The organism is Treponema pectinovorum (assembly GCF_900497595.1).
Classification (GTDB): domain Bacteria; phylum Spirochaetota; class Spirochaetia; order Treponematales; family Treponemataceae; genus Treponema_D; species Treponema_D pectinovorum.
Genome location: NZ_UFQO01000001.1, coordinates 428,108 through 440,356 on the forward strand (window position 1 = coordinate 428,108; position 12,249 = coordinate 440,356).

The 12,249-nt window shown below is 37.3% G+C and carries 11 protein-coding genes and 1 tRNA gene; 8 read left to right on the plus strand and 4 right to left on the minus strand.

Annotated features, from left to right (window positions below; all coding sequences use genetic code 11):
* Positions 1–8: 8 nt before the first annotated feature.
* The 4 genes from FXX65_RS01875 to FXX65_RS01890 are packed head-to-tail and all read right to left on the minus strand — an operon-like array spanning position 9 to position 4,756.
* Positions 9–2,084 (minus strand): hypothetical protein, encoded by a 2,076-nt coding sequence (locus tag FXX65_RS01875; RefSeq protein WP_147614844.1) that lies wholly within the window; start codon positions 2,082–2,084, stop codon positions 9–11.
* Position 2,085: 1 nt separating this feature from the next.
* A complete protein-coding gene (locus FXX65_RS01880) occupies positions 2,086–2,775 on the minus strand; it encodes a tetratricopeptide repeat protein (RefSeq protein ID WP_147612375.1) in 690 nt (229 codons plus the stop codon).
* Positions 2,776–2,799: 24 nt separating this feature from the next.
* The gene (gene surE / locus FXX65_RS01885) at positions 2,800–3,576 is read right to left on the minus strand and encodes a 5'/3'-nucleotidase SurE (protein WP_147614845.1); all 777 of its coding nucleotides are present in this window, start codon (positions 3,574–3,576) and stop codon (positions 2,800–2,802) included.
* Complete coding sequence (locus tag FXX65_RS01890) at positions 3,569–4,756, minus strand: galactokinase (protein ID WP_147612373.1); 1,188 nt, start codon at positions 4,754–4,756, stop codon at positions 3,569–3,571. The genes surE and FXX65_RS01890 overlap by 8 nt, the downstream gene beginning before the upstream one ends.
* Positions 4,757–4,825: 69 nt before the next feature.
* On the opposite strand from FXX65_RS01890, the gene lnt reads away from it, so the two are divergent.
* The 8 genes from lnt to FXX65_RS01930 all read left to right on the plus strand — a co-directional run bounded on the left by lnt (position 4,826) and on the right by FXX65_RS01930 (position 12,202).
* A complete protein-coding gene (gene lnt / locus FXX65_RS01895; protein WP_147614846.1) occupies positions 4,826–6,532 on the plus strand; it encodes an apolipoprotein N-acyltransferase in 1,707 nt (568 codons plus the stop codon).
* Between the two features lie 63 nt (positions 6,533–6,595).
* Positions 6,596–7,129 carry a transcriptional regulator NrdR gene (gene nrdR, locus FXX65_RS01900; protein WP_147612371.1) on the plus strand — a complete coding sequence of 178 codons (534 nt, stop codon included), beginning with the start codon at positions 6,596–6,598 and terminating at the stop codon, positions 7,127–7,129.
* A 2-nt stretch (positions 7,130–7,131) separates the two neighbouring features.
* Positions 7,132–9,261, plus strand: a complete 2,130-nt coding sequence (locus FXX65_RS01905) for a ribonucleoside triphosphate reductase (protein ID WP_147614847.1) — start codon at positions 7,132–7,134, stop codon at positions 9,259–9,261.
* 23 nt (positions 9,262–9,284) lie between these two features.
* A complete protein-coding gene (nrdD, locus tag FXX65_RS01910) occupies positions 9,285–9,803 on the plus strand; it encodes an anaerobic ribonucleoside-triphosphate reductase (RefSeq protein WP_147614848.1) in 519 nt (172 codons plus the stop codon).
* A gap of 8 nt (positions 9,804–9,811) precedes the next feature.
* Entirely contained in the window at positions 9,812–10,534 is a 723-nt protein-coding gene (locus FXX65_RS01915) for an anaerobic ribonucleoside-triphosphate reductase activating protein (protein WP_147614849.1), read from the plus strand.
* A 68-nt stretch (positions 10,535–10,602) separates the two neighbouring features.
* Positions 10,603–10,675, plus strand: a tRNA-Met gene (locus FXX65_RS01920).
* A 108-nt stretch (positions 10,676–10,783) separates the two neighbouring features.
* Positions 10,784–11,737 (plus strand): ornithine carbamoyltransferase, encoded by a 954-nt coding sequence (argF, locus tag FXX65_RS01925; protein ID WP_147614850.1) that lies wholly within the window; start codon positions 10,784–10,786, stop codon positions 11,735–11,737.
* A gap of 21 nt (positions 11,738–11,758) precedes the next feature.
* Positions 11,759–12,202 carry a hypothetical protein gene (locus FXX65_RS01930; protein WP_147614851.1) on the plus strand — a complete coding sequence of 148 codons (444 nt, stop codon included), beginning with the start codon at positions 11,759–11,761 and terminating at the stop codon, positions 12,200–12,202.
* Positions 12,203–12,249: the final 47 nt, after the last annotated feature.

The window sequence follows — 12,249 nt, forward strand, 5'->3', positions numbered from 1 at the left end:
TCTCTCACTTATTCCAACGGAGCAAAATATCCGCTGTCGTCTCTGCCAGAGCGATTCATAAGATAAGTTTCCACTTCTACAGGAAGATATTTTTCTCCAAAGGCTTTGCTTTGTGAAGATGTATAAGAAAGCATATAGATTCCATTTGGAATATTGATTATGTCTTCAATTACGGATGAAAGCCCTCTGCTTTGGTACACATAATAAGACTTTCCTTCTGTATGTTCACAGATATACGAAATTTCTTTTGAAGTCGCGAAATTAGAAACAGAAACAGTGGAAAAACTAATCGAATTGTTGTTTAAATATGAAGTTAAATCCGTAAGATTGTAACGCTCAAAAGAGTTAGCTCCTACATTTCCAGTTCCAATTAAAATTATCGCGCGTTTTGGCTGAGCATTTATCAAGGAATTTGCTGCAAGCCTGATTGCACCGTCAATCGAATAATTTGCGGTGAGCGGATTTTTTACAGATTTTAAACTGAATTTTTCAAGTCCAGAAGGCGCGCCTTCGTATTCCTGAACTGGAACTCGACCAGCACTTACAAGCCTTACAGTTCCTTTGTTTTTCATAGCAGAAGCGATTTCTCTAACTGCAGTTTCTATCGCTTGTGAATAATTTTCAGTTTCTAAACTTCTGTCTATAATAAAAGTGATGTCAGCAAAGTCGTTTGCGTAAGCGGCACCCAAAAAACGATAATTTTGTACAGCACCTTTTTTTTCTGTAACGACAAAATTTTGCTCTTTTAAGCCTACAAGCCCCTGCCTGTGCCTGTTTTCAACCTTTACTTCGAGCGTAACTTCTGGGAATTTCTGAGAATTCACTCTTTCTATCTGAACAAAAAGTCCGCCAACAAGTTCAGACATTTTTGCCATAACATAAATTTCGTTTGTGAGGTAGTCACTTGCCAAAAGATTTCCGTTGACATCTGGAACACAGCAGGTCAATTTTGAAGGCGCATTGCCAGTATTTGCGTTTTCAAAAATGCTACCAGTCGAAACATCTATCGAATAAATCTTATTTTTGTCGCAGATTACAAGAAAATTTCCCCATTTTTTTATCGCTTCAGGATGAACAAAAGTCTTTTCCCTGCATAAAAGTCCAAGATAGTTTCCAGAAGTGTCAAACTTGTATATTGCCCCTGTTACGCAATCGGCAACAAAAACCGTCGAATCAACAATCGCAATTCCTGTAGGCGCTTTTAGCCTTGAAGAGCCAAAGAAAAAAAGCCCCGTCCCTTCTTTGTCAAAAACGTTTATCCTGGAATTTCCAAAGTCAGAAACGTATATGTTACCAGAATCGTCTGTTGCCAAATACTGCGGGCCTATGATATTTCCAACGCCTGCGCCTTTTTTCCCGAATGATTTTAAAAATCTTCCTTTTGAATTAAAAAGGCTAAGTCTGTCTCCTGCAAATTCGCTAACCAAAAGGTTCCCATCATTAAGGCGAATTATATCCATTGGTCTGTCAAAACCAGTAAGAGAACCATTGCTCCTTTCATAGACAAAACCGTTTATATCCATCCGCAGTAGTTCATTAGAACCGTAAGCAACAAGCCAAACACTTCCGTCAGGATTTGGCAGAAGAGAAACAGGCTGGCTGAATATCAGATTTTTTCCGTCGGATGAGTTTCCCTTATATGTGCCACTTTCTGTGTATTTAAAAGTATTTTCATCCGAATTGTCATTTATTCGTCTTTCCCGAACAATTTCTATCTTGTTTTGGAGCAAAAGTCCGCCATAGCCGTTGTCGCTTGCAAGTTTCCACTGTGCGAGGGCGGTTCCTTCAAGCCCTGCTCGGTAATACGCTTTTCCAAGCCAATCTATTATTATGTTTTCGGAAGGAAGATACGATAAAGCCTTTTCAAACTGAAGGATTGCATCGTTATAACTGCCACGATAATAGGACTGAACTCCCATTCTAAATTCTTCTTCGGCAAAACCTGCATTTGCAGAACGCGCTCCAGTTGCACTCAAAGCCATTGATTCTTGACTGGTAAAAGCAAAATTTTGTGAAAAAATCGAATTTAAATTAAAAAAAATTACAACGAAAACAAAAAACTTAAAGAATCTGTCTTTTTTCATCTTATTTTATTTCCACCTGTGCGATTTTTAGATGTTCGAGAATTTCTTCATTTTGAGGTTTTAATGAATAAGCCTGAAGCAGATATTTTTGTGCATCTTCTTTTAATCCAAGTTTAAAATAAATCCAACCTGCCGAATCCAAACAAGCTGCAGAGTTCGGTTGTCTGTCCAAAGCCTTTTTACAATACGAAAGTGCTTTGGTCAAATCTTTTTCCTCGCAAGCAAGCACATATCCCATTCCGTTTAGAGCGGTAACATTTTCCGGCTCATAGTCCAAAGCTTTTTTATAATATTCAATGCATTTTTCAATTTCTTTTTGCTGCCAAGCTATATATGCAAGAGAAGAATAAACGCTAGCAGGACGATAGCCTGTTTCCAGCAATTTGTTCAATTCAAAATCCGCAAGCCGCTTTTTGCCAGTCATAGCATAGATAACTGCAAGAAGATACCGGCATTGAAAAACTCGAGGACTTTCTTTTTCTGCGGTAACAACCTGCTCCAAATACAAAAGAGCGTCGTCATAGCGTTCAAGCCTTGCATAGCAAAGCCCAATGTAGTAGGCGAGTTCGATGTTGTCGCAATTAGAATTTTCTGGGAGCGAGATAAAAAAAGTAAGGGCGGAAGTGTAATCGCCTTTGTTATAGAGTTCTATACCTTCCGAAAGAATCGAAGTTTTTTCTTTATTGCTCACCTACCCACCTCGCACAAAAATGTTTTAAAAAACAAAACTTACATTTTGGCTCTTATAATCTACAAAATCTACAGGCTCTGCGTGAAACCTTGTTATTGCAATATACCCATGGCAAACAGCCTCGTATTCGTTTTCTTCTTTGCCAGTAGTATTTAAAGTTCCGCTTCTAAAACAACTTTCAAAAGAATCTTCAGAAATTTTTGCTAACTCGATTTTATCCTTATAGTCTCTTATGCACAAGGATGTAAATTTTGCACCTTTATAGGATGTTTGAGAGAGCGCATTTATGCTGATTACGCAATCTGGTCTGTATAACGATATTAACAAAAAAATATTATCCTTTACAAAGTTTGCAAGTGCATCAAAATCGTAGCCTTCATGGCAATACTCGCCTTTTGGACTTTTTAAGCTTAAAGCGATTCCTGGAATTCCATACAAAACAGCCTGTCTTGCAGCAGCAACAGTACCGGAATATATGCAATCTGTTCCCATATTTGAACCTTTATTTATTCCAGAAATCACCGCATCAAATTTTACGTTGTCAAAAATGCTCGAACGCATGGCAGAAATAACACAGTCAGCAGGATAGCCAGAACATGAAAAAGAATTTTCACCTTTTCTTACAAAGGTTAAAGGACTGTCCATTATTATGTGCGACGAGACAGCAGAACGATTTGAGGCAGGAGCCAAAACATAAATATTTGCAATGTCTTGTAGCTTTTCTTGAAGAATTTTTATTCCCAAAGAATCTATTCCATCATCATTTGTTAAGAGCAAGTTAAGTTTTTTTTTGCTAACCAAGAATTTTTACTCCACCAGACGGTTTTACTTCATAGCATGAAGGTTTGAAACCAAAAATCTTTTCGTATTCTACCAAAGTATTTCTAAAATTTTCTTCATCGCAGCGATTCATTATCGTATAAGTCATGCGACCAAAGCCCTTGCCTGTTATGCGGCCGCAAGAAACTGGATTTCTAGAATCTTCGATATTCGGATTTATTTCCTGCAATCTTTTTAAAATCCAGTCTATTTCTGGACAGGAAAGTTCATAGCCGTCCCGCATGCTTTTATGGCTGTGGTTTACAGCTCTGGCAAAACCACCAAATTCTTTTGCATTTAGCGATTTTTGTGCTTCCATGACAAAATTATGCTCTTTCATTATGCAAGTCAATCTTCGCCTCATATCTTCTTTTACAACCGACAAAACTTCGTTTATTTCAGTTGGATTATCCTCGTAAATCCAACCTCCATACGCGTTAGTTTTTCTTTCTTTTAGTTCTCCAAGCAAAAGAACATTTTCTGGCTGCTGAATAGATTCTTCATTCCACATTTCAACCCTGGGAACTTTTGCGTCTGTTAAAAGTATAACCTTATCTTCAAAATCAAACGGAATTAAATCGCACGAATATTTGCCATAATCTGTTAAAACGACATTTCCTTCTTTTGAGTAAATCGCTGCAAAATTATCTGCAATATAATTTTCGATGTTTAAAAATAGCTTGTTTCCCCGCTCTACAACCTGCAAAAGCTGTGCATCTGAGCACGGTAGATTAAAAAGTTTTCTTATAGCATAAGCACAGGCGATTTTTATAGCAGTTGTTATTCCACAGCCAGCAGAAGGCAAAACTTCAGAATAAATTGTAAAATCCATTCCATTTAGTTCAAAACCGCCAGATGTAAATCCGTATACGATTGCCTTTATTGCATTTGCCCATTTGTCTTCTTTTCTGAATTTTATCGAAGGTAAGGTTGATTTTTTTCGATCTTCAAGCTGACTAAAATAAAAACGAAGAGATGCGTCTTGCCTAGCAGAAACGCACACATAAACAGGAAGGTCTACAGCCATAGAAAGAGTTTTATCCTTTGCAAACCAGCTGTGTTCGCCTATAAGATGAAATCGCCCATTTGCAACTGCCGTTACCGAAGGTCTTTTTTTGTACTCTGCAATGTGTTCCTCTTGTGCAAGCAGCGCTTGATCCATACTTTTCCCACCGAATATTTATTTTTAATTATTGCCATTTGCAATTATTGTTTATAAAATGATATTATAATGTTTTGTTTTTTACAAGTTTTTTGTTCTCTTTTTTCTGCCACACTCCTTTCGCTTTCCATTCCAAATGAGCTTTACAAACTCGGTTGCCCAGTATTAGCACTTTTTTCACTGGTTCCTCTGTACATAGCAATATCCCGTTCAAAAAGTTACAAAGGAGCATTTTGGCTTTGCTTTTTGCACGGAGGTTTTACACATCTTGTCTCGAGTTTCTGGCTAAAAAATTTTCAGGGACTGGCAGCTTTTACTTTGGGTGCAAGCCTTGTTGGAACAGCCTTTATTGAAGCATTCGTAGGTCTATTTTTATACTTTCCGTATTCAAATCAAAAAAATCGCGAAAATTTTTCCAGCAGTCTTAAGATATTTTATTTTGCAGCACTTTATGTGATTTATGAATGGTGCAAATCAACAGGATTTTTGGCATATCCCTGGGGAACTCTTTCTATGACAGCGTTCAACTGGCCTATTATGATGCAAATTGCCGACATAACAAGCCAATATGGAGTTTCATTTTTGTTTGCATATTTTAGTGCTTTTGTCGCACAAGGCGTAATAATCTATGCGACGAGATTTAGAAATTTCACTTTTAAAAAAGACCGTGCAAATTTAAAACTTTCTTTTTTTGCGATTTTTTCACTTTTTTTGCTAAGTTTTAGCTATGGAGTTTTTCAATACACAAAAGAAAGAAAACCTTTAAAAATGATAAACACGATTATGGTTCAGCAGAACATGGACACATATCGCTCAAATGAACTTGAAGCGATAGAAGTTTCACAAAATCTTACAGAAAAAGGAATTGAAATTTTTGAAAATCAAGGCGAAAAAGCAGACCTCGTTGTATGGAGCGAAGGAGTTTTAAACAAATACTGGCCTTATTCAAAAATTTACTATCAAAAATTTCCAGAAGATAAACCTCTTTTAGCTTTTATAAAGGAAAAAAATCTGCCGTTTATAATCGGCGGAGCTTTAACGATAGACAGAGACTTGCACAAATATTCAAATGCAGCGATTCTCCTGACAAAAGACGGAGATTTTGCAGGTGCTTATTCAAAACTTCACCTTGTACCGTTTGCAGAATCGATTCCTTTTGTAGAATACGAAAGCGTAAGAAAGTTCATAAAAAAAATAGCAGGTTTTTCTTACGGCTGGACACAAGGGAATAAAAATACAGTTTTTGAAATTCCAGTAAAATCTCAAGAGGAAGATTTTTCAGGAACAGAATTGATTTCGCTTGTGGAAAGAAAAAATCAGCAATCGCAAAAAAAACAAAGCTCTGTCATAGTTTCAACTCCAATTTGTTTTGATGACGCATATTCGCACGTCTTTAGAGGGCTTTTTTTGGCAGGAACAGAACTTTTTATGAACATAACAAACGATTCCTGGTCAAAAACGCAGTCCGCAGAATATCAGCATTTTGCAGTTTCCGCATATAGAGCGATTGAATTTAGAACAACCTTTGCACGATGCACAAATTCCGGTTTTACTGTCGTATTAAATCCTACTGGAAAAATAATCGATTCGATTCCGCTTTTTGAAGAAGAAGTTTTATCGGCAAAAATTCCAATTTACGAAAGAAAATTAACCCTTGCCTGCCTGCTTGGCGACTGGCTTCCTTATACCCTTATGATTTTTATCGCCTATGTGATACTAAAAGATTCCTTAAAAAAACTTAAATTCTTTTTTGAGCGAATTCTATTGCAATCATAGATTTAGTGTTTTATGATTAGAATGTTATCTAAAAACGCTATTTTGAGGGGATAAATTTAATTTATGCGCTGTCCATACTGCGGAAGCCTAGACGACAAAGTTATAGAATCGCGCACAATGGCAAACGGAGAGTCAATTCGCCGTCGCCGTGAATGCGTAAGTTGCGGCTACCGATTTACAAGTTATGAAAGAATCGAAGAAAAGCCGTTCATGGTTGTAAAACGAGATGGAAGAAGGCAGCCTTTTGACAGAACAAAACTTGAAAAAGGAATAGAGCGCGCACTTGAGAAACGACCTGTCGCAACAAATATGATAGAAAATATCGTAAACGAGATTGAAGACAAGGCGGTTTTGTCAGGCAAGGCCAATAGAGAAATTTCTACGACAGAACTTGGCGAACTCGTCCTCCAGCGTCTATACGAAGTCGATAAAGTTGCATATATCAGATTTGCTTCGGTTTATAAGCATTTTGAAAATCTCGACGAATTTATAACAGAAGTCAACAGTCTCGATAAAAAGAACAAAACGTCAAAATCAAAAACAGATAAAAATTCAAAGCAGGAAAAAAACGATAACAAAATCTCGGAGGGATTATAAGATTGAGCGACTTTGAAAATTCAGAAAATTCTAGTGACGATTTGTCGATTTTTCCACAATGGAGAAATTTTCTTGCCTCTAATAACGCACAAGAGACAAAAGGATTTTTGCGTCAAGTTGTAAAACGCAACGGTTCTATCGAAAAATACGATCGCACAAAAATTGAACTTGCAATAAACAAAGCCATGATGGCTGTAAATAAAATTCCAAACGAAGAAAAAGCAAAACTTCTTACCGACAAAGTTGAAGAAAACCTGCGCATTCTGCTGGCTGGTCGGCGTGCGCATTCAATTCCTGCTATCGAAGAAATTCAAGACATAGTTGAAAATTCCCTTATTGAAGCAAAAGAAGTGGAAGTTGCAAAAGCCTACATACTTTACAGAGCAAAACACGAAGCAATCAGGGATTCAAAATCGTTGATGCTCGATATAAATGCGACGATGGACGGCTATCTTGCACAGTCAGACTGGCGAGTAAAGGAAAACGCAAATGTTAACTTTTCTCTTGGGGGACTTATCCTTCATAACTCTGGAACGGTAACAGCAAATTACTGGCTAAAAAACATCTATACTCCAGAAATAACAGATGCTCATAAAACCTGTGCTTTTCATATACACGACCTTTCGATGTTTTCCGGATATTGTGCAGGCTGGTCTTTAAGGCAGCTGATAAAAGAAGGCTTAGGCGGAGTTCCAGATAAGATAACTTCAAAACCTGCAAAGCACCTTTCAACTTTGGTAAATCAAATCGTAAACTTTTTGGGCATAATGCAAAACGAATGGGCAGGAGCACAAGCCTTTTCTTCGTTCGACACCTACCTCGCACCCTTTGTAAAAGCAGATAATCTCGACTACAAAGCAGTTCGACAGTGCATTCAAAGCTATATTTACGGCGTAAATACTCCAAGCAGATGGGGCTCTCAAGCGCCATTCACAAACATCACTCTCGACTGGGCTTGCCCACAAGATTTAAAAGATAAACCTGCAATAGTCGGCGGCGAAGAACAGAATTTTACCTACGGCGACTGCCAGAAAGAAATGGATATGATAAACAAAGCTTTTCTGGAGCTTTTGCTTGAAGGCGATGCGGTAGGACGAGGTTTTGCATATCCTATACCGACATACAACATAACAAAGGATTTTAACTGGGATAGCGAAAACTCAAAACTCCTGTTTGAAATTACAAGTGCTTATGGAATTCCTTACTTTCAGAATTTTATAAATTCAGATTTAGACCCAAGTGATGTGCGCTCAATGTGCTGCCGCTTACGCCTTGATAAACGAGAATTGAGAAAAAGAGGTGGTGGGCTTTTTGGTTCAGATGAATTTACGGGTTCGCTAGGAGTTGTAACGATAAATCTTCCTCAAATAGGCTTCCTTGCAAAGACCGAAGAAGAGTTTTTTGCGCGTCTCGACTACCTTATGGATCTTGCAAAAGAAAGCCTTTGCATAAAGCGAAAAGTCATTCAAAAACTATTGAACAACGGTCTTTTTCCTTATACAAAGCGCTATCTAAAAACACTCGATAATCACTTTAACACGATAGGTCTTTGCGGAATGAATGAATGTTGCTTAAATTTTTTAGGCGTAAACATAGTAGATTCAAAAGGATATGAGTTTGCATCGAATCTTTTGGATTATATGCGAAAAAGGATTCAAGACTATCAGGAGCAAACTGGCGAACTTTTTAATCTGGAAGCAACACCCGCAGAAAGCACTTCGTACAGGCTTGCCCGACACGACAAAACAAACTATCCAACTATAATAACAAGCGGAAAAAACGAACCTTACTATACGAACAGTTCTCAACTTCCTGTAGACTACACCGCAGATGTTTTTGAAGCGCTCGATCATCAAGAAAAACTTCAGACAAAATATACTGGCGGCACGGTATTTCACATGTTCTTGGGCGAAAAGATAAAAGATTGGAAAACCTGTAGGGATATGGTAAAGAAAGTCTTTACAAATTATCGGATTCCTTACTTCACTATAAGCCCTACTTATTCAATCTGCCCAATCCACGGCTATATAGCAGGCGAGCATTTTGAATGTCCAAGGTGCAAAATGGAAAAAGAAAAAGAATTGAGAGAAAAACTTTCAAAGTTAAAAGCACAAAGAGATGCTTTAAAATAAAAAAAACAAAGTGGGAGATGAAAATGGCAGAATCAAAAATGACTCTGGAAGAGATTGAAGCTCAAATTGCCGAACTAGAAAAACAACTTGAAGATGTTCACGGAACACAAACAGAAGTTTACGCTAGAATTGTGGGATATTACCGTGCAATAAGAAACTGGAACAAAGGAAAGCACGACGAGTTTACAAATAGAAAAGTATTCAACGCAGAAAAATCTATCGCAGGCCACGCAGAATCATCAAAAAATGATGCAAGAACTGCTCAAAACGAAGAAAAAATAGACTCTGGCATTCATTATGAGTTTTTTATGAGAAAAACCTGCCCTAATTGTCCTCCAGTAAAAGAATATATAAAAAATCTTGAATTTGGCGGAACTGTAATCGATGTCGATACTGCTCAAGGTCTAAAGCAAGCCGCTCAAAAAGGAGTATTTTCTGCTCCAACGGCAATATTTTACGACAACCTAGGTAACGAAATTGGCAGAGGACACAGCGTAGAAGAAATAAAATCTGTAATCGCTCCTATTGCCGTAGTTGCATAGATAAAACGATGAGCGAAAAAATTGGCGCACTTGTTAGAACGTCTTTAGTAGACTTTCCTGGCAAGGTTTGCGCCACAATTTTTTTTAAAAACTGCAATCTGCGCTGTCCTTATTGCTATAATCTTTCCTTGGTAAAAGGCGAAGATGAAGAAGACTTTGTAACAATCGAAGAGTTAAAATCTCATTTAGAAAAACGCAAAAATGTTCTCGACGCACTTGTTATTTCTGGCGGCGAAGCGTTATTAAACAAAAATACTCCTTACATAATCGCCTTTGCAAAAAACTTAGGATATAAGGTAAAACTCGATACAAACGGAACCTTCCCAGAAAAACTTGAGCAGCTTTTAAAAGACGAACAAACAGAGCCGGACTTTATAGCGATGGATATAAAGACCAGCCCTCAAAATTATGCAAAATTTTTATTGCCCCATATTCAAGATGAAAAAAACGAGATTGAAGAAAAACTTATAAAATCCGTAAAAATCCTTTCAAACCTTCCACCAGAAAAAAGGGAATTCAGGACGGTTTTAGTTCCTACACTTATAAAAAAACAAGATATAAAAAATATCGCTTCAATACTTCCAAAAGATGCAAGTTGGCAGTTTGCACGTTTTATAAATGATAACTGCTTAGAGCCTTTATACAATTCTCTTCCGCCATATTCTGAAAAAGAAAGCGAAGATTTGGTTTATTTCGCAAAAACGATGATTTTAGGCGCAAATCTAAGGTAAAATTTTAATTTTTTCTAAAACGAAGATTGACTTGATTTTTACATTCTGCTATCATTGAAAAATCTCATGGGGGCATAGTCCAGCTGGTAGAACACCGGACTCATATTCCGTATGTCATAGGTTCAAGTCCTATTGCCCCTAAAGATTAAGGCTAGTCAATTTGGCTAGCCTTTTTTAATTGGCTCTTTTTTGCTTTTGTGCAGATGGCTGATTAAAAACTTTATTTTTCTTTTTCATTTGGAGGAAGATATGATTAAAGCAGAAAAATTCAAATCGAATTTTAAAGGTCGCTCACTTTTAAGTTGGCTAGATTATACGCCAGAAGAAATTTTACAATTCCTCGACTACTCTTTTCTCGTAAAAAAACAAGCGCATAAAGGCGAAATTCATCAAAGATTTTTAGGAAAGACCATAGCCTTAATTTTTGAAAAACGCTCGACAAGAACTCGCTCTTCATTTGAGACCGCATTTGGAGAGGAAGGCGGACATCCTGTTTTTATGTCAACACAGGACATTCAACTCGGTGGCAAAGAAAGCGTAAAAGATACCGCCAGAGTTTTAGGAAGAATGTTCAGCGCGATTGAATTTAGAGGTTTTAAACAGGAACACGTACAAGAGTTAGCACAATATTCAAATATTCCTGTTATAAATGGACTTACCGATGAATTTCATCCAACACAAGCTCTTGCAGATGTTATGACGTTAAAAGAAAATTTTGGAAAATTAAAAGGTTTAAAATGGGTATTCTGTGGCGATGGAAGAAACAATGTTGCCCGTTCTATGATGATAATTTCCGCAAAACTCGGAATCGATTTTGCAATCTATGCACCAAAAGAACTCTTGCCACCTAAGGATATTCAAAATATCTGCGAACCGATAGCAAAACAAAGCGGAGCAAAAATTGAAATTTCAGATGATATTTCGGTTGTAAAAGGTGCTGATTGCCTTTATACTGATGTTTGGGTTTCTATGGGTGAAGAAGCACTCAAAGACGAAAGAACCCGATTGCTTAAACCGTATCAGGTAAACAAAGCTCTTATGGCTGCAACAGGAAAAAGCACGACGATTTTTATGCATTGTCTTCCAGCAGTAATTGGGCAAGAAGTTACCGAAGACGTTTTTGAAGGTCCACAAAGCAAGGTTTGGGACGAAGCCGAAAACAGAAAACATACGATAAAAGCAATAATGCTAGCGCTTATATAGTCGCAACAGGAGATGCTTAAAATGAAAAAAACGATTATCGTTGCACTTATTTCTGTAGCTCTTTTCGCTGGGCTTTCCTTTACGGTTTTTGCACAGGAAAAAGCAGAAGTTGCAGAAAAACAGTACAAGTATCCGTATCAAGAATCAAATTTAAGTTACAAAAACGTTGTAGTTTACAAAGTTTTAGATCAAAAAGATGCTTACATCGTTATGTATGCAAAGGGGCATAGGGAAGTAGGAAATATTGCAATCCCAAAAAGATGGTATAAAGAATCCCCGCATAAACTTGCATTTAGAAAACTTCCAAAAGGAATGGATCCTTATATGACAGTTCTATACCGTGGGGGTCAATTCGATCAGGTGATACTTACTATGCCAGAAAGCCGTGCAAATTCTGCTTGGGGGGTTGCAGACAGCAATGCTCAAGTGGACGTAAGTAAGGATACGTTTGACATAATATACTAAAGATATTATTTTTATAAAAAATAGGATGAGAGCCGTCTTTGTGATGG

Excerpts from the sequence above, each read along its gene's own strand:
- FXX65_RS01875 (WP_147614844.1), bottom strand. The coding sequence starts at position 2,084 with ATGAAAAAAGACAGATTCTTTAAGTTTTTTGTTTTCGTTGTAATTTTT.
- FXX65_RS01890 (WP_147612373.1), bottom strand. The coding sequence starts at position 4,756 with ATGGATCAAGCGCTGCTTGCACAAGAGGAACACATTGCAGAGTACAAA.
- lnt (WP_147614846.1), top strand. The coding sequence starts at position 4,826 with ATGTTTTGTTTTTTACAAGTTTTTTGTTCTCTTTTTTCTGCCACACTC.
- nrdR (WP_147612371.1), top strand. The coding sequence starts at position 6,596 with ATGCGCTGTCCATACTGCGGAAGCCTAGACGACAAAGTTATAGAATCG.
- nrdD (WP_147614848.1), top strand. The coding sequence starts at position 9,285 with ATGGCAGAATCAAAAATGACTCTGGAAGAGATTGAAGCTCAAATTGCC.
- FXX65_RS01915 (WP_147614849.1), top strand. The coding sequence starts at position 9,812 with ATGAGCGAAAAAATTGGCGCACTTGTTAGAACGTCTTTAGTAGACTTT.
- argF (WP_147614850.1), top strand. The coding sequence starts at position 10,784 with ATGATTAAAGCAGAAAAATTCAAATCGAATTTTAAAGGTCGCTCACTT.
- FXX65_RS01930 (WP_147614851.1), top strand. The coding sequence starts at position 11,759 with ATGAAAAAAACGATTATCGTTGCACTTATTTCTGTAGCTCTTTTCGCT.